The following is a 24,418-nucleotide window of genomic DNA, read 5'->3' as shown; positions in this document are numbered from 1 at the left end:
ATATAAGTATGAAAATGAATCTTCATTATTTTGCGGATACTATTCCGATAATAATTCTCGCGTTTTTCTTGAATAGCGAACTGATAAACGCAACTGAAGTCGGAAAACGTACTGACGCATTGGAAGCATCAGCCTGGAACGAATCCAAATGGATTTCCGCAACAGACGCCCCCGTGGCGAAAGGACACAACAACGGTCTCGCGGCCGATGGCGCGAGTTGGTTCGTGTCCACTGTGAAAAACGAACAGGAAGTCATCTCCGCCAAGTGGATGACCGCCGGACTGGGAATTTACGAGTTGTATGTGAATGGAAAAACCGTAGGCGGGGAATTCCTGAAACCGGGCTTCACACACTATGCCAAGACCAAACGTTCTTTCACCTATGACATTACAGACATCATCCGTACCAAGCCAAACGCCGAGAACATGCTTTCCGTACAGGTGACGCCGGGATGGTGGGGAGACAAAATCATAACCCCCGGAGGACATGACGGAATGATAGGCAAGAAATGTGCCTTTCGCGGTGTACTGGAACTGACTTTTTCTGACGGAACCAAGAAGCGCTACGGTACTGACCTCAAAAACTGGAAAGCCGGAATTGCCGGCCCGGTGAAACATGCCGGCATCTTTGATGGAGAAACGTACGATGCACGCGAACCGATGGGCTACGAATGTGTGGACAAACTCTCCGTACCCGAAGAGAATACCGAATTCTCCGGCGACATCCTGCCTTCGGACGGGGCGGAAGTCTATCTGCGTACTGATCTCGCCCTCGTTCCTGTCAAAGCATACGTTTGGAAGAATATAGGAGGAGCAAAGGCGAATGAGTTCGGTAAGGTAATTATTGCCCGTGAGTTCGCATTGGATACAGAGATGACCGTAAGTCCGGGAGAGACGTTAGTGGTGGACTTCGGACAAAATTGTGCCGGCATCCCCTCTTTCGTATTCAAAGCTGCCGAGGGAACAGTGCTGACCTGCCTTCCCGCAGAACTGCTCAATGACGGTAATGGTGCCAAGATTCGTGGCATGGACGGTCCGGAAGGAAGCTGTCACCGCGAAAACCTGCGCTTCCCTTACGGCGTCCGTCTGGACTACACTTTTGCTGCCGGAAATAGCTATGTGACCTACTACCCTCATTGCACCTTCTTCGGCTACCGTTACGTCTCCATAACTGCCACCGGGAATGTCGCCATCAAGTCGTTGAAGTCCATCCCAGTCACTTCCATCACAAAGAAAATGGAGATCGGCACTATATCCACAGGCAACGACCTTGTGAACAAGCTCATCTCCAACACTTATTGGGGGCAACTATCCAACTACCTGTCCATACCCACCGACTGCCCGCAACGCGACGAGCGCCTGGGTTGGACAGCAGACACACAAGTGTTTGCAGAAACAGGAACGTTCTTTGCCAACACCATGAAGTTTTTCCATAAGTGGATGCGTGACATGCGCGACACCCAGAATAGTTTGGGCGGATTCCCCGGGGTGGCTCCCTTGGCACAATACGGTGACGAGAAAATGCGTTTCGGTTGGGCTGATGCCGGAATCATCGTGCCCTGGACGGTATGGAAACAATTCGATGACACGCAAATCATCGAGGAGAGCTGGAATGCCATGGACTTGTTTATGAACCACATCAACGACACCAAGTATAACCACGAGACCCTCTGTAGCGAGAACGGTAACTATCAATGGGCCGACTGGCTGAGCTACGAACCTCTGGAAAGCTGGAGCGGACTGGCTTTCTCTCCCCAAGGTCCGCTTCCTGATGCTATCAGCTACTGGAACTATTTGAGTGCTTCCTACTGGATGACAGATGCTTTCATGATGCGGGACATGGCTGCCGCCATCGGTCGTGATGCCGCCAAATACCAGCAAATGGCTGATTCGGCAAAGGCATACATCAAAGAGAACTTCCTCAATGAAGACGGTACCTTCAAAACCGCCATCCTCAACACCATGCAGACACCTGCTTTGTTCGCCCTAAAGAACCAGCTTGTGGAAGGTGAAGCCAAAGCGAAGATGATAGACCGTCTGCGTGAAAACTTCGCACAGCACGACCTTTGCTTACAGACCGGATTCTTAGGCACATCCATCCTCATGGCCACCCTCACGGAGAATGGCATGGAAGACATTGCCTATGAACTCCTCTTCCAACGTAAGAATCCAAGCTGGCTGTACTCTGTGGACAACGGAGCCACCACCATCTGGGAACGGTGGAACAGCTATATGATAGACAAGGGAATGGGACCGAGCGGCATGAACAGCTTCAATCATTATGCCTACGGATGCGTATGTGAATGGATTTGGGAAACCGTTGCCGGCATCGCAGCCGATCCAGCCACCCCCGGCTTCAAACATATCATTATGAAGCCTATTCCAGACAAGCGGTTAGGACACGTGACTGCCGAATACCGTTCCGCCGCCGGACTCATCAAGAGTGCCTGGAAATACGAAGGCGACGCCTGGATTTGGGAATTTACCATTCCAAAAGGTGCCACCGCTACCGTAACTCTTCCCGGAGAGATGAAATCAAAGAACTATGGAAGTGGAACTTACAAGGTGACCAAAAAGTTTTTCATGTAGGAATTTGATAGTAAAAAGATGTATCTACAGGGTTATGTCACTGCCAGACGGTCAAATTCACACATACCGAATATATACGGTGAATCGCTTAGCGATTCACCTCTTTTTCTATTCTCAATATCTTATCCAACGTTTTTTGAGCCTCTGTCGACGGAAACCTCAATACAACCTTCCGCAAGGAGTTCCGTGCCTTCTCGTATCCCGTAGCAAACACTTTCGACAATCCATCCCGATAACGGGCATATTGCATTTTCGTTGGCGACGATATTTTCTTATAGTCAGTCTCCAACTGCTTCTTTTCCCGTTCAGCCATCAAATAATAGTAATTCCCTAAAAAGATATTGGCAGCCAAGTTGTCCGCATCCAATTGCAATATCTTCTCATACATGCGCAGAGCATCCTTTTCTTGTCCTCGATAAACTTGCATTTCGGCACAGGGTTCGAGATAGTCTACATTATTGGAAGCCTTTTGAAGTAACTCTTTATAGAACAAATAAGCCTTGTCATAATTCCGCTTCTTCTTATAGGCAATCGCCAGTTCATTCGCCAGACTCACGCTTATTTCACTGTTCTTGTCTACATTCGTCCAATAATACATTTCCGTACGGTCTATATTCAGAGCGATAGTCTGCCGGAAATAGCTCACAGCCTGCCCATTCTGCCCTGCCTCAATGGCAGCAGACACTTTTTGTAACATCTCATCAACCGACTGCGCATTCAGCACCAGCGGCAATGAAAATAAAGAGATAAGAAAAATAGTTAAGGTCCTCATAATCCATCTGATTGCTATTTAGTTCGTGACACACAAAGATACAATAAAAAAATAAAAAATGTACCTTTGTTCGCGAAAAGAACAATCAAATTGATAAAAGTGTTTTTATACAATGACAGATAAAAAAAAATCCTCCGTAAACAGACGAATATTACAGATAGCCATCCCATCGATTATATCGAATATTACCGTTCCGCTACTGGGACTTATCGATGTCACGATCGTAGGACATCTCGGTTCTCCGGCGTACATTGGAGCCATTGCAGTAGGGGGAATGTTATTCAACATTATCTACTGGATTTTTGGATTCCTACGCATGGGAACAAGCGGAATGACTTCACAAGCGTACGGTCAACATGATTTAAACGAAATCACCCGGTTACTGCTACGTTCTGTTGGAGTAGGATTATTTATAGCACTTTGCCTGTTGATACTCCAATACCCTATTCTGAAACTGGCATTTACACTGATACAAACCACACCGGAGGTTAAGCAATTGGCAACAACCTATTTTTATATCTGTATCTGGGGAGCCCCAGCCACATTAGGACTTTATGGATTCGCCGGCTGGTTTATCGGGATGCAGAATTCACGTTTTCCCATGTATATCGCTATTACTCAAAATATTGTCAACATTGTAGCCAGTCTATGTTTTGTCTACTTATTGGACATGAAAGTGGCAGGAGTGGCAACAGGGACTTTAATTGCCCAATATGCAGGTTTCTTCATGGCTATTTTGTTATACATGCGTTACTATAGTGTGCTTAAAAAACGAATCGTATGGAAAGAAATCATACAGAAACAAGCCATGTACCGTTTCTTTCAAGTCAACCGGGACATATTCTTCCGTACCCTCTGCCTTGTTATAGTCACTATGTTTTTTACTTCTGCAGGGGCCGCCCAAGGAGAAATCGTATTAGCCGTGAACACCTTGCTCATGCAATTATTTACTTTGTTTTCGTACATTATGGACGGATTTGCTTATGCCGGTGAAGCACTGACCGGCCGTTACATTGGTGCCAAAAACCAAACAGGCTTACGTAACACAGTACATCACCTTTTCTATTGGGGATTCGGTCTTTCACTGGTATTCACAATTCTCTATGCAGCTGGCGGAAAAGAATTCCTGGGATTACTAACCAATGACACTTCAGTAATCAGCGCTTCAGACACTTATTTTTACTGGGCACTCATTATTCCGTTAGCCGGTTTCTCCGCTTTCTTATGGGATGGCATTTTTATCGGTGCCACTGCTACCCGGCAGATGCTTTACTCCATGTTAGTTGCCTCTGCCAGCTTCTTTGGAGTCTATTACGCTTTCCATCCCCTTTTAGGAAATCATGCCCTGTGGCTGGCTTTTCTCGTTTATCTTTCATTGCGGGGAATTGTACAAACCTTTTTGGGAAGACAAATAATGAAAAAAGTAATCGTATCCCGGTGAGGCTATCCGATAAATTATCTCTATATTTGCGGCAAACAATAAAAAGCAAAAGGTATGGCAAAGTATAAAAGAATCTTACTAAAGCTTAGTGGAGAGAGCTTAATGGGCGAAAAGCAATATGGCATTGATGAAAAAAGACTGGCAGAATATGCTGAACAAATCAAAGAAATCCACCAGCAAGGGGTACAGATTGGTATCGTTATCGGAGGAGGCAATATATTTCGCGGACTAAGCGGAGCCAATAAAGGTTTTGATCGTGTGAAAGGAGACCAAATGGGAATGTTGGCTACCGTAATCAACAGTCTCGCTCTAAGTTCTGCTCTTGTGGCTACCGGCGTAAAGGCACGTGTGTTGACAGCAGTCCGGATGGAACCTATCGGTGAATTCTACAGTAAATGGAAAGCTATCGAATGTATGGAGAACGGCGAAGTAGTCATTATGTCCGCTGGAACGGGAAATCCTTTCTTTACTACTGACACCGGTTCTTCACTTAGAGGCATAGAAATCGAAGCAGACGTTATGCTGAAAGGTACTCGTGTAGATGGTATTTACACAGCTGACCCCGAAAAAGATCCTACCGCTACCAAATTCGATGATATTACATACGATGAGGTACTGAAACGTGGTTTGAAAGTCATGGATTTGACAGCGACTTGTATGTGTAAAGAAAACAATCTGCCAATCGTCGTATTTGATATGGACACAGTAGGCAACTTAAAGAAGGTTATCAGTGGAGAAGAGATAGGTACGTTAGTACATAACTAATATTTCACTACCGATATTCATTTGTCTATCAGATGATACTCTACTCTGATAAAACATTGATTATTCATTAAAAAATAAGAAGTGCGAATTTTGCAGTATAGCTTTAACCAAAACTAATCCTGTAAAATTCGCACTTTGTTTTTCCTCTCAAATATTATATAGAAACAAACACCTATTTATCAAAATACTGAATCAAATCATACGCATTAAAATTCAATTCGCGGGCAAAGAAAGATAGATAAGGAAAGAGTTGATAAGAATTATCATAAAGACCTTTATTAGCAGGTTTCGACGAATTGTCCGTACCATCATCATCCTGGTATTTGAACCAATGCCATCCGATACAATTCTTAGCTTCAAGCAATCCTAATGTAAAATGCTGATAAGCATAAGCTCTCTCGTTTTGTGTAGGGACAGAATATCCGGCTCCCGACTGGTTATTCAGATCAGAGTCCTCCACCCCTTTCGTATAAAACTCACTTACAAGAAACGGTTTGTCCGCCCAATTAGCCCAATCAGCAATCGCTGTTGTCAGTTCAGGACTCCAACGGCTATAATAGTTGATAGAAATAACATCACAATATTTTCCGGCAGCTCTCACTACTCCTTCCATATATTTAGGAGTTCCATGTAATCTTGTTCCCAGATAAAGCAACTTATCATCTACTTTCTTCACTGCCTCTTTCACTGCTTTATAATATTTCTCTGCTACAATCCCGGCAAACTCATTATTCAAGTCATCCGTCACATTTTGCGTACCTTTAGAATCCATAAAAGCTTTCGCCGCAACATAAGCCGGATCACTTGAGTTACTGATAGCCAGAAAACGATCTAAAATCCGAGAACTGTTTGAAGAGAAGTTTATCTCATTATCAGAAAAGAAACCTAACACATTAGGATCCCGCAAATAATCTGCGAAAGCACTACCTGCCAAATATGATTCACACCATTCACTCCATCCATTATAAAACACAAGACCTGCTGCGTTATCATCGCTTCCTCCAGGGTAATTATAAGACTTCGCACTCTTGAACTGACTTAAAAAAGCAAATGAAGGCGCCAAAGTTAACGGACTGCTCGGATTGGAAGCATTATGAGTCTGAATCAGTGAATAAGTTCCTGTACAGAAGGCACCTGTACCGTGAAAGCCGATCTCACTCAATTCACGTTGAGTAGTAGATAACCATTTCTCATCAGTTCCAAACCTGCTATTCCAGGCCGTTTTATTACGACTGGAAGTTCCCTTACGCAAAGAAGTCGCACTACGTTCCAGATGCAGACAACCTTCCGGATCAACCAACCACCAACGTCCGTCTATTTTCTTCGTATAAAATCTTCCCGTAGCCGCCTGTTTCGGAAGCGTAGTCGAACTTCCGTATTTATTAACCGACTCCTGATACGCTTTCAACGTTTTAATAGCCGGCTTATACCCGTCCATATACGCAATAATACGTGTATTCTCTGTTTTCCAACTAGATATAGGCGGATAAGCACTGGAATACTTAACATTGATAGGGCGATACATATTGGCATTTAATGACGGAGTATACATCACAGAAGCTCCGGGAGCAGGCAAATCTTCCGGATATTCCGATTCTACATCTCCCCCTCCCATCACTATGTCAGGAGGCATAAAATTAGGATCTTTATCATCATCATCCGTACAAGACACCATAGGAATAGAACTTATAAACAGAAAAGTTCCCAATATAAATAGTTTTTTCATGGTATGTATTTTATTTATTATTAGTTGATTGTTGATCGAACCAGTCAGCCAAACGATAAGCGTTGATATTCAATTCTTTCATAGCATCAGCCAACGGTTTATAAAGATTGTATTCATTATCTACCAGCCCTTTGTTAGAGTCCAGATTCGAAGGATCTACCCCTTTTGCTGTCGGATCATTATCCTGATAACGGAACCAATGCCATCCGACACAATTCCCACTTTCCAATAATCCCAAAACAAAATGCTGGTAGGCATATCCACGTTCCTGCTGGGTTTGAACGGTGAAACCTGCCCCTGTTGTGTTTGCCAGCCCGGAATCCATTCCTTTCGTATAAAATTCCGTGATGATGAAAGGTTTTTGAGCCCATTCGCCCCAATGCTTCATGGTCTTCTCACTCGGTGTCCATGCACCATAGTAGTTAATAGCAACGACATCACAATACCTGCCTGCCGCTTCCACAATCTGGCGGATAAACTTAGGTTTTCCATGTAGACGACTACCTAAATAAAGGTGATTGGGATCATACTTCCGAATCGCTTCCGACACCACTTTATAGTATCGTTCCGCTACTACCCCCGCAAACTCTTCCCGATGTTCGTCCGTAATTTGCTGCAAGGTAATACCCTGCTGTTTCAACCAGGATTCTGCATACAATCTTCCCGGATCATTGGGATTCTTCAAAGTCAGATACCCCTCCAGATTCTTCGGCCCGAACGGCAGTTCATTATCCGAAAAATAGCCGATGATATTTTTATCCGTTTTATTTGCGACCAGTTTTTGTGCCATCTCATCGCAATAGGTTTCGAACTCCGGGTCAAAAACGAAAATACACTGATTAGGATATCCCGTATTACCAGGTAACTGATAAGTTCCTCCTCGTTTCTTCCCATATCCACTCATCAGGTTCAGAATGATTGAGCGAGTCAGTACCTCCTTGTGAGAGGCATTGTAAGAGGCAATAGCTTCTTCATTACTCCAGGAGCCGGCCCCGGAAAAGCCCAGCGAATGAATCATCCGTGCCGTTCCTTCGATCCATTTTTCCTCCGTACCGAATTTGTCCAGCATTGCTTGTTTATTGCGTTCGGAAGTACCTAAACGTACTCCTACCACCACTTTCTGCAAATGCCGATACCCATCGGGATCAATCATCCACCATCGATCTCTAATACGTTCTACCCTGAAAAATCCTGTAGCCCGATACCTGGGAGCATCCAGATCACTTCCATACTTATTCACACGTACTTTACCAGTAGGTTTGAACCCATCCAATTGAGCAATAGTACGGGTATCATACTCTTTCCAAGGCAGTTTTTTCTGTCCTTTCACCCACGGACGGGCAGTGACCTTAAATGTACGTCCCTGGGCATAACCAAACTGGGATAACAGCAGTAAAAACAATATAACTATACTATTTTTCATCATCTAATATTCTTTTACGATTCGTATTGCATTTAAAATGGGCACAGACTCCACCGCTCCAAAACGAACGACAAGCCCCTTTCCTTGTGAAACCGGAACAATATATTTCTTAATAACCGCACGTTCGGAACCGTATTCTTCTGCAATATTCAGTTGTTTGGCAACAGATACTCCATTTATATCCACAGAAAATACCCGGTTAATATAGTCCTCCCTCACCACATCATTTCCTAAATTATACACCAAAGCCTCTCTTTTATTTTCAGAAGTAAGTTCTGTCCAATATAAATATACAGCATAAACACCATCCGGTACATCTGCCTTAAAAGCTTCAATACCTACTCGCTGTGTCTGGAAGACAGGATCCTGATCCGTCCCCAGTATATCTGTATCGCTGGCAGGCAAAGAGCCATAACGAGTTTTGTTCGGAGCCACTTCCCCACCAATATATCCCCATGAACCTTCTGCATAAGCCTGTTCGGGTATCCAGCACATCTCTGCTATCCGGTCCTCAAAATAGCGTCGAGCACCCAGTAGTACATTGATTTCCGTAAAGCAATTCTTCACATTGACACATTTAAAATCACAAACATACTGGTCACGATATTCACGTCCCTCCTTTTCAATCACAGCATCCACCACATTCTTTCCGTTTACAAAAGGAATGTCCACGGAAACCACCTTATCTGCTACCGGATATACTCCCAAACTTTTTCCATTCAAAAAGACCTCCACCTTATCCGCGTTAGTATAAACTTTCAGCGGTTGCGTACAACTCTTTCCATCCCGACTGGCTCCTGCCCTATTCTTCCAAGATTTAGAAGCAATATGCAGAACAGGTGACTCTTTCAGATAAGCCTGATAAAGAAAATATCCGTCCTTACGTTCTCTATCCGTACTTACCAACCCTTTATTGTTCACATGAGGCATGGCATTTCTTCTGGCTTCGGAATAAAAATCATTCAAATTCCAGACCATAGCCCCCACGATATAATCCCTCTTTAGAATTTCAGGCAAATAATGTTCATGATAGACAGAGCCAAACTCACAACTAAAATCAAACCGCACAGGCGAAAAAGAATGAATACGAGTATCTACATCCGCCCCATATTCGGTAATAAGCAACGGTTTATGAGGAAACTCCTTGTGAAGTTCTTCCAGTTTCTCTTCAAATCCGTCCAAATTACCACCATACCATCCATTATAAAGATTAAATCCCAATAACATCGGCAATTCAGTAATCCCTGCTTCCTGATAGATTTGGGAAGCAGAATGACAAGGCAACATGGTATAGCGTTCCGAGTCCAGACTTCTGATCTGCGCCTCAACAGCCGAAGCTATTTGATGAAGAGACTTCATATATTCCGCCCGTTCTTTCTTGTTGTCAGGATTAAAGGGAGGACGCAAAAGCACTTCATTCATGTAAGCCCAAATGATGACAGACGGATAATTATAGTTCTGATAAACCATTTCCGTAGCCTGTTCCACACAGTTGTCCATAAACGCCCTACTTTGAGTAATGGCATTTACAATCGGAATTTCAACCGAAGTCAACAGCCCCAACTTATCACACATCTGCATCACAACCGGATCTTGCGGATAATGAGCCACTCGCAAGAAATTACTTCCCATATCCTTACTCAACTGTATATCCCGGATATGCATTTCATCCCGCAAGGCATTCCCCATTCCTTTGTAATCCTGATGCCGGCTGGTACCAATCAATTTCCGATATTTCCCGTTCAGGAAAAAACCTTTCTCCGCATCAAAATGATATTCACGGATTCCCAGCGGATTAACAACGCAATCGAGAACTTCTCCCTTTTTATTCTTCAAACGGCTATACACCTTATATAAATAAGGAGAATCAACATCCCACCGTTTGGGTTGCGCAATAGTCATCAACGCTTCAAAGGCTACATTCTTCTCTCCTGCCTTCACATTCACTTTCTTTGCGGAAAGTGCCACTCTATTACCGTCTGCATCCAAAATCTCCGTTTCAAGAATCAATGCCTGATTACTTTTCAAAGCATTGGACAAGAATGTTTTTGCACACACTTCTGCTTGAGCATCTGTTATCCCAACAGTTTTGAGATATACTCCACTGGAAGCATAATGAGTGGTAGACAGTTGCACGGGCGAAGTATACACCAGATAAACATCCCGATAAAGTCCGCCGAAGAAAGTGAAATCCGCCGAAAGAGGAGCAATATCCGGATTATAAGAGTTGTCAACACTCACTGCCACCAGATTGCGTCCGGTATGAACATAGTCAGTCACATCAAACGTAAAAGCAGAATAACCACCTTTATGATTCCCTACCAACTTTCCATTCACAAATACATTTGTCTCCTGATTGGCTCCTTCAAAACAAAGATAAACTCTTTGACCTGCAATCAGTTCCTCCACTGTCACGGCTTTCCTGTACCAGCCTTTTCCCCGGAAATAACCGGGAATTTCATCTTCTGCATCTTTTGCATTCCAAGTATGAGGAATGGAAACGTCAGTCCAACCGGACACATCAAAGTCAACAATGGACGCGTCTCCCTCAAAGAGGGAGAACTTCCAACCATCGTTGATCGTTTGCGTCACACGCTGACCGCAGACCGTGCCGGCAACAATCAATAACAAGCAGGCTAAGATTATTTTTCTATATACCTTATACATACCTAATACCATTATTTCGAGATTGAACGGACTGCACGAATATATCTTGCCCCAGACTTTTTCCCATTTGCTTTATCCCAAGCAAGCGGTTTTCCAAAACGTACATAAAATGCATTTGTACCACTTGACGTTTCACGACTAGCCCAATAAGAATCTCCGGTAGAAGAAGCCGCTGCCGTATTCATAGCAGTTCCTCCTACATTAGTAACTATCAGATCCCATGCCGCACGATTTGCTTTCTCAAAATCAGTAATCGCATTCGGATTATCCTCCGTCGCATCTGCTACTTTAGTCCCATTATAGGTTTCAAACATCTGTTCCAGATCCGATCTTGTAGGCCAATACCATCCGGAACCTTTATCCATGCAATATTTAAGAGCAGGCATTTCCACTACATTCGGCAATGCTGCCATGGCAGTAGTATTTGCCAAACCGTTATCATTAGATAAAGTCACTCCGGTAGAAGCCGGAGTGCCTGCTGTAGACCATGCCAAATTCTCTCTGTCCAACGACATAATCTTAGCCTTACCACGATTAGTTGCATCTACCCAGAAAACAATGCCTCCTTTTAACGAACCATTATCCGCAATTACCTGTCCCACCGCAAACTCGGAACTTAAAAGTCCTCTCTGTGTAATCGTGACCTCTTGTTTAGGCGCATTCGCTCCGCTTCCGGCTGTTACCGTAGCAGTCGTTACCCGGTTAGAACTATTCAGATTGGGAGATAAAGTCCAAAAATAAAGAGTTTTACTTGTTACATCAACATACGCTTTCACCCAAGATTCATCAGTGATATTTATTGCAAATTCCGTCTCATCAGAAATCATTGTAATTACCTCTGATTTTGCTACCGCATCAGGAGTAATAGACACCGCATTGGTACTCAATTCGAGGGAAGCGTCTCCCTCGGCAGCTACATTTTGATTCACCGTTACCTCCACTGCTTTTGCGGCTGCGCCAGTACCGGCTGTTATTGTAGCAATTGTCGTACGAATATTACCAGTGGTATTTTTTGATTTTGCCTTGAACGTAACTGTTGTACCTGAAATAGTATATGAAAGCCAGGAATCATCTGCCAACACTACACTGAATACACTCTTATTGGATGTCAACGTAACATTTGCTTCCGCTTCGTTAGCACCTTCCAATGTCACAGGATTGGGAGCAACCGTCAGAGTTGCCGGCTCTTCAGGATAAGTATAATCACCAATTGTGCGCATACATCTCACAAAACGGTTGGTAGCTGTTTTATTTCCTGCATCAGCACCAGACTTTCCGAAACGTACCCAATAAGCCTTATCCCCTGCTGCATTTTCCGTACTCGACCAATAGCTTTCCCCATTGCCCGAACCGGCAGCCTCGTTTATCACATCACCCTGCAAATCGGTCAACATCTTATCAAATGCCGCACGTGCCGCTTTCTCAACTTCCGTCAACTTATCAGGTACAACCGAAGCAAAATCCGGATCAGCATGTCCAATACCGTTGTAAACATCAAACAACTCCCATAACTCATCACGTGCAGGCAGATACCATCCATCACCCAACGACTGACAGTATGCCACTGCATCATTTGCAGCAGGAGCAGTAAACAAAGCCGTATTGGCATATCCATTCACTGTGGAAAGCGCATTATGAGACATCACAGAGGCCTCAAAAGGATTTCCTCCCTGACGTTTTACAGATACAGCTTTTCCTACCATCTTATCCGAAGGATCCACCCAGAAAATCATACCGATACCATCATCTACACTTTGTCCTACCCTCAAAGAAAGGTCCGGTTCTTTGGAATCCTGTGTAACCGTCACTTCCACTGTATATGAACCGCAAGTCAGTTTCACGACAGTACTCCTTGCATCCTCACCGTCATTCTGCGTCAAGGCAGTGTATATTACACTTTTAGCGTTTACATCTACAGAAAGCCACTCCGCTTGATATTGAGCAACAACCTGACCGACATTAGTATATAATAGCGATGTAACGGAAGAACCCGCCGCTTTTGCCAGGTTTACTTTTGTATCTTTACAATTAAATTCAGGCATCACACGTACCGACGCATCATCGACACAGGAAAGCAGCCCCAGATTTAAAATCAATAACAGGTATATTATTTTTTTCATACTCATTCATGTTTTACAGATAATCAATCGCTTAATACCAATTCTCATTCTGCGGAAAATTCTCTTTTCCCATCAAGTCAATCTGCTCCTGTGGAATAGGCCAACATTCGTGCTTTCCAACTACAAAACTGGTACGACATTCCGCATAATCTTTATCTAAATAAGGATTTTCAGCTTTTGTCTCGCCATAATGCGCTTTCACCCTTTCACCCAAAAGCCCCAAACGTTTTAGTAAAGGCCAACGGACTCCCTCGAAGTTCAGTTCACGGGCATATTCATCCAAAAGAATATCTTGCGTCAGAGGTCCCGCAAATTTGTCATTCCCGGCACGTTCCCATGTTTTATTGTAACAGCGCAGAGCATCCGTGCTCATTCCTCCGTCACGGCGCATATACGCTTCTGCCGCCATTAAGTAAGTTTCAGCCAGTCGATAGACAATCAAATCCTTGAATCCCGTTGTCCGGTCCGGATTATCGGCCATAGTCCACTGATCAAAGTATTTTTTCGACATGAAATGCAACGTCTCACAATAACTGGAACTTTTCGCTAGGGGAATCAATTCGCCATATTTAGGAGAAGTAGGATCATTGTATTTGAAACGGTGTACAAACAATTCATTGTATCGTGTATCTTTAGCCTGATCATACAAACTCAATAAATAGGTATTCGGATAAATACGTCCCCAACCATATCCACCCTGATCGGCCGTATTGATACAACCTGCAATTTTATTGATTCGGGTAGTAGTCTGAATAGAGATACGATGTCCGGCAACCGGAGTTCCGGAACCTCCTCCACCCAAGTTTTGTGAATATTGGAAACTCCACAACACTTCCGGCGATTTCAAATCTGCGCTATTAAATACATTCTCGGCCTTCTTTTCCATTGAGTAAATGCCCTCCTGTTTAAAGATGTCTTCACATTCCTCAATGGCTGTATCCCAATCCGATTCCCACATGGCAACCTGTGCACGGACATGTTTGGCAGTCGCTTTCGTTACCCGTCCATACAATACATTTCCGTTATTTTGAGGAAGTGACCAGTCCAGACCTTTCATTGCATCGTCCAAATCAGTTGTCATCAGTGTCATCAGTTCTTCATGAGAAGCCGGTTTATACTCCCGTTTCAGATTATCGACAGTGGTTGGAGTGACGTTCAGATAAAGGCGGTCAAAGCGTTTCCAAAGTTCAAAATAGCTCCGTCCTCTGAAGAATTTCGCTTCACTCCATGCGTGCAATACATCGCTGTCATCCAGTCCCAAGGCTTCTGCCGCTACAATAATTTCATTTGCTTTTCCGATAATCCCATAGTGATGTTTCCAGAACTTATTGACATCTCCAGTACTTGGAGTAAAACTTGTATTCAAACGTCCGATTGAGGTAGAAACACCTGCTCTAAGTATGGCAATATCCGTATTAAAGTCACACATGGTAACGATGTACAGATTAGATTCGTTATTATCCGCTCCACCCGGCAATTCACGTGCCAGGGAATACAATCCTGTAACGGCAGTATTCAACCCTTCGGGAGTAGTGAACAGATAATTATTCGTCACGTCTGTTTTTGATTCCAGATTTAATAAATCCGAGCAGGAAGCGGTCAACATTCCGCAAATGACAAAGGCTGTATATATTAACTTTTTCATAAGGATTCTTTATTTTAGAATGAAACATTGACACCAAACACATATTGTCTGGACTCCGGATAAGACCCTGGAGTCAGTTCGGGACTATAAGATTTAAACTCCGTAAATGTCAGCAAGTTAGTAGCTGTTGCATACAATCGTAATTTATGAATCGGAGTATTCTTCAATAGTCGGGTGGGGAAAGTATATCCCAGTTGTAAGGTGCGTAAACGGATATAAGAAGCATCCTGAATGGCAATGGCACTCAAATATGCAGGGTCCGCACTATAAGAAGGACGTGGGAATTTGTTCGAAGGATTGAACGGAGTCCAATAATCCACCTTCACCCCATTCAATTTTCCACGTAAAGAACCACCGGAATTATACTCGTACAAATAACCGTTCTTAATCTTTCTGCCGGAAACTCCATACCAGTCCATGAACAGGTCAAATCCTTTCCAGTTCCATGTAGAAGAAAGGGAGAGTGTAAACTTCGGATCTTTACGGATAGGTACCCTGTCATCAGCTGTAATCTTTCCATCCCCGTTGTTATCACGCACCTTGACCATTCCCGGTTCAATAGCGCCACCGTAATTAATCGGACTGTCGGCCACACCGTCATTATCACTATCATAGGTATTTTTCAGTGTATAGACCAGATTTCCTGTACCATCACGAGTGATATCAAAATCATCATACTGAAAAATTCCATCTATCAGATAATCATAGTATACATTGATCGGTTCTCCGATAATCCACCCCTGGGCTACCTGACTTGCCGGTTTCCCGTTCTCATCGAGAGTATCGTCAATACGGACAATTTCATTCTTATACATGCTGAAATTAGTTCCGAGTGTCCAGGTAAACTCCTTTGTACGTACCACGTCACCATTTAAAGAAAGATCGATACCACTGGATTTCGTCTTTCCCAGATTATCTAGCATGGTAGTATATCCGAGTGACGCATTCAGGGAACGTTTCACCAACAAATCCTTCGTATGAGTATTATAATACTCAACCGTACCATTCAGACGCCCATTGAAGAAACTAAAATCAACACCAAAGTTAGCTGTTGCAGACTGTTCCCATTTCAGGTTTGGATTAGACAGTTCCTTGCCCGGCAAATATCCCATTTGAAAAACATTTCCAAACTCATATCCTTTATTATCAGCCAGTCCCAAAGTAGTATAATTGCCGATACCGTTCTGATTACCTACAATACCATAACTCACACGCAGTTTCAGGTTATCAATCCACGACACATCTCTTAGGAAACTCTCCTGATTGAGACGCCAGGCAAAAGCTGCCGACGGGAAAGTTCCCCATTTATTTTCTTTTCCGAAACGGCTGGAACCGTCACGGCGGACAGCCACGTTCAACAAATAACGATCTAAAAGCGAATACTGCGCCCGAGCCATGAAAGACACCAGGTTATTTTCATTAAACTGACGACGAGGCTTGCCTGTAAACTCACCTTGAGAAATGAAGTTCCAGTCTTTATCCACCGGAAGATTTTCAACCGAGTACCCGATAGACTTCGACCCATTATGGTCGACAGACTGAACGCCGGTCAATGTCAACTGGTGTTTCTTGTTCCGGATAGGCACTTTATAGGTCACAATATTCTCAACCAGCCAGTTCTGTGTACGCGATTCGTCAAGAACGGCCGTTCCTCCGCCTCCCGGATATTGGGAATCTTTATAAGAACCGTCTTCAGACGTCTGATTATAAACAGAAGTATTCAAACGATAATTGAATCCCTTGAAAGGTTTCACATCCATAAAAAAGTTCAGGCGGTAATTATCACGGGTTACTTCACGTCCATAATGTTCGGCACGGTACAAAGGATTATAATTTCCTTCCGAGTTGATATATTTTGTATACTTGCCATCCGCATCATATATCTCCGCCAATGGAGAACTGGTAATAAAATCATTAAAGTTACCATCCTCACGATCTTGTTTTGTCATCGCATAAGAAGAATTGATACCGAAACTAATCCATTTGGCTATTTCAAAGTCCAGATTCAGTCTTAAAGAAAACTTCTGATACCCCGATCCGGTAACCACCATTCCTTGTTGGTCAAAGTAGTTGGCACCTGCCGATACTTTGATTTTTTCTGTTCCTCCACGTACACTGACGTCATGATTATGATAGATTGCATTTCTGAACATTTCTTTTTCCCAGTCGATAAACTTTCCGCTGGCCCATACCCGTTGCATCACCTCGTCTTCCAACGCTTCGGCTATAGAAATCTCACGCGCATCAATTATTCCTTTATCATGCGCCTTTGCTTCACGACGAAGCTGCATATATTCTTCGGGAGAGTAGAAATCGAAATTTCTCCAGAGAGATTGAATACCCAGATAACCATTATAGTTGACTTCCACTTTTCCGGCTTTACCACGTTTGGTAGTCACCAGTACCACACCGTCACTGGCGCGTGCACCATAAATAGCCTGTGACGCAGCATCTTTCAGGATTTCAACCGATTCAATATCATCCGCACTCAACGTACTGAACTCTGTTGCACTGGAAGGAGAACCATCTATAATATATAAAGGTGCATTGTCTGCACTGATAGAACGGGAACCACGAATGGTAATCGAAGGAGTCGATCCCGGTCGTCCGGAACTACTCGTTACATTCACACCTGCGGCACGTCCACGTAACATATCAGCCACATTGCCGGCGGGAAATGTTTTCATTTCATCCGCTTTGACCGAAGCTACCGAAGTGGCTACATCACTCTTACGCTGAACTCCATAACCGACAACCACCAATTCATCGAGCATTTTCGACTCTTCCACCATATTCACATTCAGTACCGTTTTCGTACCGACACGTATTTTTTGTTCCTTATATCCTATACAAGAAAAAACAAGGGTAGATTTAGCCGAGACACTGATTGAATATTTTCCATTTACATCCGTCACTGTACCGTTAGTAGTCCCCTCCTCCATGATATTAACTCCGGGGATCGGTCCAAGTGCGTCTGTCACCACTCCAGAAACTCTGACGTTTTGAGCACTAACCTCTAAAGAGATAAGAAAGGCTGTCAGGAACACAGCCCATTTAATTACGATGTTTTTCATACTATGTAATAATTTGAATGATTACAGCGCAAAAATCCCAATTATTAATGATTTCGAATAATAGAATCGTCCGTATAAAAGTTCAAATAGTACAAATTTCGTCAGGCAGAAAGCACCTAAAATACTATAAATTAAGAGTTTGCATATTTCCGTCTATAAGCAGCCGGAGTAATATCATAAGCATTTTTAAAACACCGGATAAAATAACTTGGATTAGAAAAACCGTAATCAAATGCTATATCAGCAATCAGGGCATTGGGGTCATTCCGCAATTTTTCTGTTGCTTTTTTCAGTCTCAAAGATAAAATAAAGTCATTCGGGGTCTGTCCGGTCAATGCTTTCAATTTGGTGAAAAGCAACGTTCTGCTCATACACATTTCTCGTGCAAAAGTAGCTACGTCAAAGTCTGGGTTATCAATATAAGATTCCACAATCGCCGTAGCATCCATCAACATCTTTTTATCGATCGGATTAAACGGAAGGTCTTCCACTTTAGGTTCGTCGTTTCGAACAAACCGTTGTTGAAGTAGTTTACGAGTCTGGATGATATTGTTGCACCGGGCTACCAATATCTTGATATTAAAAGGTTTGGAGATATAATCATCCGCACCTGTCTGCAAGCCTTCCAAGGTATGTTCTTCCCGGTTGCGGGCTGTCAGCAAGACAACAGGTATATGGCTGGTCTGCAAATTACTTTTCAACTTCTCGCACATTTCCAGTCCGGACATGACAGGCATCATGATGTCACTTACAATCATCTGCGGTTGGAGCGAAGAAGCCCGTTCCAATCCTTCCTGCCCGTCGGCAGCCGTATATACCTCATATATCTGTTCAAAAATCTGCGTCAATACTTTACGCATTTCCGGGTTATCTTCTACAATCAGTATTTTCACCGTTTTATCCGGCTTCACCATTTCCGAGATTTCTTGAGGCTCTATTATATAATGTTCGGCAACGTGCTCGTCTGCGGAGGAAGAGGCTTCCATATTCATATTCGCATCCCGGTGGAGAGTAACGGTAAAAGAGGTAACTCCATTCAGTTCGCTTTCCACTCCGATGGTTCCCTGATGCAACTCTACAATTCCTTTCGCCATCGCCAATCCAATGCCCGATCCTTTGACAGTTCGTGTGGTTGTTGCCGAATCATCCTGCCAAAACCGTTCAAATACATGTTTGATCTTGGATTTATCAATGCCTACCCCCAGGTTGTTGACTGAAATCACAATGTCATTATCTCCTTCCGCTGACAGCTCAACAGAAATCCAGTCACCAGGCTTCGTATACTTAAAAGCGTTGGACAATAAATTATAGAATACTTTCTCTATCTGTGTTTTGTCAATATACAAATCTGCTTCTTTCAGAGTGGAAGAAAAGCGGAGATCTATCTTATTCAGTTGGGCATAACTATAGAAAGAGCCACAAATTTCCTCTATCACCGCCACAATATTCTCTTTAGAAATCTTTAGTTTCAAGTATCCCTGATCCTGCTTACGGATATCAATGACTTCATCCACGAGGTTATTCATCCGGCGGGAATTTTTATAAATATCCAGAATCTTATTATATACTTCAGGAATAATGTCCTTATGCATCAGGAGCATTTCGAGCTGGCTGGATATAAGCGTTAACGGAGTACGGAATTCATGCGATACATTGGTAAAGAACCGCAGTTTGGACTGGTTCACACTTTCGATATACTCTTTTTCCCGTTTCTCGGCCAATAAAGAGTGCCGCAAGGTTTTTCGTATCCAGAACATACGGATAATATAGCCGGCAATAAGGATAGCTGCCAGCACCATCAACAAAATAAACCATGCCCGCTGATAAACCGGAGCCTCCACTATCAGCTCAAAACTAACGGAAGGTGCTTCCTGACCGTGAACGCCCACCTGGTCGCCACGGACATGGAAAGTATAATGCCCCGGATGAAGATTGGTATAGGTAATCATCGTATTATCGCCCGCCTTCATATATTCGTTGTCAAAGCCTTCAAGTTTATATTCCAGACCGATATTAGAAATATTATTCAGGGTGTTACTTGCTATCTCAAAAGTGACGGAAGAATATCTGGGCGGCAATACTAACCGATGTTCATACAATACGGTTTCTTTGATAAGCCCCAACGAATCAAGCGGTTGTATTTCCGTATTATCCACAAGCACCCGTTTTACAAACACATCATAGTCAACAGACTGTTTGTTCAGCTTTTCCTGGGCGATAGAGACAATACCCGCCAGACCACACACGTAAATATCGTGGTCGGACGCAATATACAGCCCTCCGTCATTTACATTATTCAAGGGAAAATCACTCTGTCTGTTATAGTTCTCGAATGTAGTCGTTGCCAGGTTGAATTTAGAGAAACCACCATTGGTTGCCACATAGATAGAACCATCCAAAGGGCTCTCCACCAATCCGGTTATAAATCCATTTTCTAATCCCTGTTTCGCTCCGTATCCCACAAAAGAATTTGTCTTCTTATCAAATAGATAAATTCCCGAGCCTGTCGATCCCAGCCATATACGTCCTTTCTTATCACATAAAATGTGGTTGATGTGATGCTGCGCTGTGCTCTGCGCTATTTGGGAGAAAGGATAACTATGGGCACTGCCCGCTTTGAGGTTGACTCGTATCAGATCAAAAGAGGTAGTCAGCCATAAATCCCCGTCTTTGTCAAACGTCATATCCCAAACCTGCGACAGATGTTTGGCAGCCAACGAAGGGTGTTCGAAATGATGAAGTCGAAGGTGTTTTTTATCCAATACAAGCAATCCTCCCTTGGCAGCTATCAATAAAGAATCGTGGCCGGCAAACTCTATCATTTTCACCAGATTATAGGCTCTGTCAACAACTGTTTTTCCTTCCGGAGTATAGATGTTTTCCGAGATAGATTCTATATGTCCGGTCGACAGATTAATCCGGTTGATTCCCTGATAAAGAGAAGCTACCCAAAGATAATCCGGCTCTTTCTCATAATAAAGAGACTTCACTATCTTAAAAGAAAGCTCTTGAGAATAGACCTTTTTTAAAGGGAAAAAGCGTTTGGTATGTTTATCATAATAGTTCAACCCGCTTCCTTCACTTGCAAACCAGATCCGGCCGGAACGGTCTTCGGCAATGGAACTGATAATATAAGAATTCAAATGACCGCCAACAGCCGTAGACGAGCGGTAAAAATGGAAAGCATCATTCGCTACATTATAATATTGGATTCCCTGATAGAAAGTCCCCAACCATAAAGTCCCCGAAGTGTCGTAATGCATCGAAATAATGGAACGTATATCGGCCGCCTCCACATTCAAGTCATATTCATAATCTGTAAACTCTCCGGTAAACAGGTTTAAAGTCTGCAAACCGGCATAGGTTCCGATATACAGGAGACTATCATTAGCTTGCGTCACATGACGCACATTATTATGGTTAATCGTATTTTCAGCTACCTTATTATGCTTGAAATGAGTAAGTGTTCCATCTTCATCCAACCGTATGAGCCCTCTGTTTCTGGTAGCTATCCAGATACTCCCGTTTCTATCTTCTGTTATTGAATTGACAGCTCCCACATCCATACGCCGGGTGATATGTGCAGACTGGTCGATGCAGTATACACCTTTCGAAGAAGTACCCACCACCACTGTCTGATTCTGACGAACCATGAGACTGTTCATCAATACATCCTCCTCATCCGAAGGAAATGAAAAGAATAACTCGGGCGCCTGGTCGAGGTTGCGATAACGGTAGATTTCCTTTCCGGTAGCTATCCATAATGCATCGTGCGCATAACAGATTCCCGCAACTTCTCCTTCACGCAACACCCTAAAACGATTCAAACGCATATCATAAAGAGTCACGCTCTGCAAACTACGGATAAAGAGCAATCCGGCTTTATTTCCGCAAACCTGCCTGATATTATTGATATTGATGGAATAAGGATTAGCGTTATCCGGTTTGAATACTTCAAACTTACGTCCGTCAAATCGATTCAGCCCGTCTTGAGTGCCGATCCACAAAAATCCGAATTCATCCTGATAGAAACAATTGACTGTTTGATGAGAAAGTCCCTGCCTTACGTCCTTAAAGCGCATATTGATATCCTTCGTCACATTTGCCATGCAACAAAGTCCCGATATGAACAGGCAATAAACAACAAGAAATTTAGCTTTGGTCATCTGTGTTTTTCGATAATTCAGATGCAATATTCGGGAAAATCCAAGATATATGCAAGTGTTTATTCAAAAACCTGATTGCCTATTGCCTGCAGACTATTACTCGGGAGGCGTATAACTAATCTCCCTACCGAATAAAATTAATCATCTGACGGTTAATTCTTTTTCGTCTGACTATAGTCAGACGAAAGTTCAACTATAGTCAGACGTAAGTTTAACAGTAGTCAGACGCAAGTTCGACTATAGTCAGACGATTAATTTTATGCATAAACAAGATTAGTTATCTCTTTACCAAGAAATAGTTTTTAGCATACGAAAGATTAAATTATACTATCAACCGCCTAAACACTTGTTTATCATTGGTGAACTGCGTACTTTTGCACGCCATTAAAAAAAGCAAAACAATGACTAACAAAACCAAAGGTTTTATCTATGGAGCGATTGCCGCTGCGAGCTACGGTATGAATCCTCTTTTTGCACTTCCGCTCTATGCAGCCGGAATGAGTGTCGATACCGTTTTATTCTACCGGTACTTCTTTGCGACAATCGTATTGGGTATTCTGATGAAAATGCAGCACCAGTCTTTTACACTTCATAAGGCAGACGTTTTGCCCTTAGTCATTATGGGGCTGTTATTCTCTTTTTCATCACTGCTTTTGTTTATGAGTTATAATTATATGGATGCCGGAATTGCTTCAACGATTCTGTTTGTTTATCCGGTGATGGTAGCTGTCATTATGGGAATATTCTTCAAGGAAAAGATTTCCGCCATTACCGTTTTCTCCATCCTGCTGGCACTTTCAGGCATTGCCTTGCTTTATCAGGGAGACGGCAACAAACCGCTATCGACTTTGGGAATTATCTTTGTTCTGTTGTCTTCTCTCTCTTATGCTATATATATAGTAGGTGTAAACCGTTCGACATTGAAAAACCTGCCGACCACGAAACTTACCTTCTATGCCATTCTGTTCGGACTATCGGTTTATATCGTCCGTTTAAATTTCTGTACGGAACTGCAAGTAATACCGTCTGCCTGGCTCTGGGTCGATGTACTATCACTCGCCATCCTGCCAACTGCCGTATCACTGGTCTGTACCGCACTTGCTATCCATTATATAGGCTCTACACCAACGGCAATATTGGGTGCTCTGGAACCGGTGACAGCTTTATTCTTCGGTGTTCTCCTGTTTCACGAAAAACTGACTCCCCGCTTAATGATGGGTATTTTAATGATTATCACCGCCGTTACCCTGATTATCATTGGCAAGTCACTCATAAAAAAGATGGGTATGCTGTTGCAGATGAACAAAAAATAATATACTTTTGCTACTTAATCAATCAAAATGCAATTTTAAATCTCAAAAAATATGGTAGACGTAAAGACTTGCCTTGACAATGCACAAGAAAAGATGGATATGGCCATCATGTATCTGGAAGAAGCACTGGCACATATCCGCGCCGGAAAAGCGAGTGCACGCTTATTAGATGGTATCCGCGTAGATTCTTACGGAAGTATGGTACCTATCAGCAATGTAGCAGCAATTACTACTCCGGACGCCCGCAGTATCGTGATCAAGCCTTGGGATAAAAGCATGTTCCGTGTCATCGAAAAAGCAATTATCGACTCTGACCTCGGTATCATGCCCGAAAACAATGGAGAAATGATCCGTATCGGTATCCCTCCCCTGACGGAAGAACGCCGTAAACAACTGGCAAAACAGTGTAAAGGAGAAGGCGAAACGGCTAAAGTAAGCGTACGCAACGCGCGTCGTGACGGCATCGACGCACTGAAAAAGGCCGTAAAAGACGGATTGGCAGAAGACGAGCAGAAGAATGCGGAAGCCAAACTGCAAAAAATTCATGATAAGTATATCAAACAAATCGATGATATGCTGGCTGAAAAGGATAAAGAAATTATGACCGTCTAAAAAATAATGAAGAATTAAGAATGAAGAATGAGGAATTATAATGCTGTATTATTCAGTTGAAACACAGCCTGAATTCTTCATTCTTCATTTTTAATTTATAATTTAT

The 24,418-nt window shown here is 43.1% G+C and carries 13 protein-coding genes; 5 read left to right on the top strand and 8 right to left on the bottom strand.

What is annotated here, in order from left to right:
• Positions 1 to 8: 8 nt before the first annotated feature.
• A complete protein-coding gene (locus tag HMPREF9009_RS23960) occupies positions 9 to 2,588 on the top strand; it encodes a family 78 glycoside hydrolase catalytic domain (protein WP_049703590.1) in 2,580 nt (859 codons plus the stop codon).
• 88 nt (positions 2,589 to 2,676) lie between these two features.
• Here HMPREF9009_RS23960 and HMPREF9009_RS23955 read toward each other — a convergent pair whose 3' ends face one another.
• Positions 2,677 to 3,360: a tetratricopeptide repeat protein gene (locus tag HMPREF9009_RS23955; protein WP_049703589.1), complete on the bottom strand. Its 684-nt coding sequence runs from the start codon at positions 3,358 to 3,360 to the stop codon at positions 2,677 to 2,679.
• A gap of 112 nt (positions 3,361 to 3,472) precedes the next feature.
• On the opposite strand from HMPREF9009_RS23955, the gene HMPREF9009_RS23950 reads away from it, so the two are divergent.
• Both HMPREF9009_RS23950 and pyrH read left to right on the top strand, forming a co-directional pair.
• Positions 3,473 to 4,801, top strand: a complete 1,329-nt coding sequence (locus tag HMPREF9009_RS23950) for an MATE family efflux transporter (protein ID WP_049703588.1) — start codon at positions 3,473 to 3,475, stop codon at positions 4,799 to 4,801.
• 54 nt (positions 4,802 to 4,855) lie between these two features.
• Entirely contained in the window at positions 4,856 to 5,566 is a 711-nt protein-coding gene (pyrH, locus tag HMPREF9009_RS23945) for a UMP kinase (RefSeq protein ID WP_004299207.1), read from the top strand.
• Between the two features lie 172 nt (positions 5,567 to 5,738).
• Here pyrH and HMPREF9009_RS23940 read toward each other — a convergent pair whose 3' ends face one another.
• The 7 genes from HMPREF9009_RS23940 to HMPREF9009_RS23910 form a co-directional block, all read right to left on the bottom strand.
• On the bottom strand, positions 5,739 to 7,292 hold the full coding sequence (locus HMPREF9009_RS23940) for a glycoside hydrolase family protein (RefSeq protein ID WP_049703587.1): 1,554 nt from the start codon (positions 7,290 to 7,292) through the stop codon (positions 5,739 to 5,741).
• A 10-nt stretch (positions 7,293 to 7,302) separates the two neighbouring features.
• A complete protein-coding gene (locus tag HMPREF9009_RS23935) occupies positions 7,303 to 8,715 on the bottom strand; it encodes a hypothetical protein (protein ID WP_049703615.1) in 1,413 nt (470 codons plus the stop codon).
• Between the two features lie 3 nt (positions 8,716 to 8,718).
• Entirely contained in the window at positions 8,719 to 11,382 is a 2,664-nt protein-coding gene (locus HMPREF9009_RS23930; protein ID WP_049703614.1) for a glycoside hydrolase family 2 TIM barrel-domain containing protein, read from the bottom strand.
• 11 nt (positions 11,383 to 11,393) lie between these two features.
• Positions 11,394 to 13,508 (bottom strand): BACON domain-containing protein, encoded by a 2,115-nt coding sequence (locus tag HMPREF9009_RS23925; protein ID WP_053095331.1) that lies wholly within the window; start codon positions 13,506 to 13,508, stop codon positions 11,394 to 11,396.
• Between the two features lie 25 nt (positions 13,509 to 13,533).
• Positions 13,534 to 15,147 (bottom strand): RagB/SusD family nutrient uptake outer membrane protein, encoded by a 1,614-nt coding sequence (locus HMPREF9009_RS23920; protein WP_015531347.1) that lies wholly within the window; start codon positions 15,145 to 15,147, stop codon positions 13,534 to 13,536.
• Between the two features lie 14 nt (positions 15,148 to 15,161).
• A complete protein-coding gene (locus tag HMPREF9009_RS23915; RefSeq protein ID WP_049703585.1) occupies positions 15,162 to 18,221 on the bottom strand; it encodes a SusC/RagA family TonB-linked outer membrane protein in 3,060 nt (1,019 codons plus the stop codon).
• A 131-nt stretch (positions 18,222 to 18,352) separates the two neighbouring features.
• Positions 18,353 to 22,387, bottom strand: a complete 4,035-nt coding sequence (locus HMPREF9009_RS23910; protein WP_049703584.1) for a hybrid sensor histidine kinase/response regulator transcription factor — start codon at positions 22,385 to 22,387, stop codon at positions 18,353 to 18,355.
• Positions 22,388 to 22,788: 401 nt separating this feature from the next.
• On the opposite strand from HMPREF9009_RS23910, the gene HMPREF9009_RS23905 reads away from it, so the two are divergent.
• Together HMPREF9009_RS23905 and frr are read left to right on the top strand one after the other, a co-directional pair.
• On the top strand, positions 22,789 to 23,700 hold the full coding sequence (locus tag HMPREF9009_RS23905; RefSeq protein ID WP_049703583.1) for an EamA family transporter: 912 nt from the start codon (positions 22,789 to 22,791) through the stop codon (positions 23,698 to 23,700).
• A 51-nt stretch (positions 23,701 to 23,751) separates the two neighbouring features.
• Positions 23,752 to 24,312 carry a ribosome recycling factor gene (gene frr / locus HMPREF9009_RS23900; RefSeq protein ID WP_004299198.1) on the top strand — a complete coding sequence of 187 codons (561 nt, stop codon included), beginning with the start codon at positions 23,752 to 23,754 and terminating at the stop codon, positions 24,310 to 24,312.
• Positions 24,313 to 24,418 lie beyond the last annotated feature (106 nt).

This window comes from Bacteroides sp. 3_1_13 (genome assembly GCF_001185845.1).
Classification (GTDB): Bacteria; Bacteroidota; Bacteroidia; order Bacteroidales; family Bacteroidaceae; genus Bacteroides; species Bacteroides xylanisolvens.
Note: the sequence above shows the minus strand (reverse complement) of the source record. Positions and strands in the feature narration are given on the sequence as shown.

Excerpts from the sequence above, each read along its gene's own strand:
- HMPREF9009_RS23950 (WP_049703588.1), top strand. The coding sequence starts at position 3,473 with ATGACAGATAAAAAAAAATCCTCCGTAAACAGACGAATATTACAGATA.
- HMPREF9009_RS23935 (WP_049703615.1), bottom strand. The coding sequence starts at position 8,715 with ATGAAAAATAGTATAGTTATATTGTTTTTACTGCTGTTATCCCAGTTT.
- HMPREF9009_RS23940 (WP_049703587.1), bottom strand. The coding sequence starts at position 7,292 with ATGAAAAAACTATTTATATTGGGAACTTTTCTGTTTATAAGTTCTATT.
- HMPREF9009_RS23960 (WP_049703590.1), top strand. The coding sequence starts at position 9 with ATGAAAATGAATCTTCATTATTTTGCGGATACTATTCCGATAATAATT.
- HMPREF9009_RS23930 (WP_049703614.1), bottom strand. The coding sequence starts at position 11,382 with ATGTATAAGGTATATAGAAAAATAATCTTAGCCTGCTTGTTATTGATT.
- HMPREF9009_RS23905 (WP_049703583.1), top strand. The coding sequence starts at position 22,789 with ATGACTAACAAAACCAAAGGTTTTATCTATGGAGCGATTGCCGCTGCG.
- frr (WP_004299198.1), top strand. The coding sequence starts at position 23,752 with ATGGTAGACGTAAAGACTTGCCTTGACAATGCACAAGAAAAGATGGAT.
- HMPREF9009_RS23920 (WP_015531347.1), bottom strand. The coding sequence starts at position 15,147 with ATGAAAAAGTTAATATATACAGCCTTTGTCATTTGCGGAATGTTGACC.
- HMPREF9009_RS23925 (WP_053095331.1), bottom strand. The coding sequence starts at position 13,508 with ATGAGTATGAAAAAAATAATATACCTGTTATTGATTTTAAATCTGGGG.
- pyrH (WP_004299207.1), top strand. The coding sequence starts at position 4,856 with ATGGCAAAGTATAAAAGAATCTTACTAAAGCTTAGTGGAGAGAGCTTA.
- HMPREF9009_RS23915 (WP_049703585.1), bottom strand. The coding sequence starts at position 18,221 with ATGAAAAACATCGTAATTAAATGGGCTGTGTTCCTGACAGCCTTTCTT.
- HMPREF9009_RS23910 (WP_049703584.1), bottom strand. The coding sequence starts at position 22,387 with ATGACCAAAGCTAAATTTCTTGTTGTTTATTGCCTGTTCATATCGGGA.
- HMPREF9009_RS23955 (WP_049703589.1), bottom strand. The coding sequence starts at position 3,360 with ATGAGGACCTTAACTATTTTTCTTATCTCTTTATTTTCATTGCCGCTG.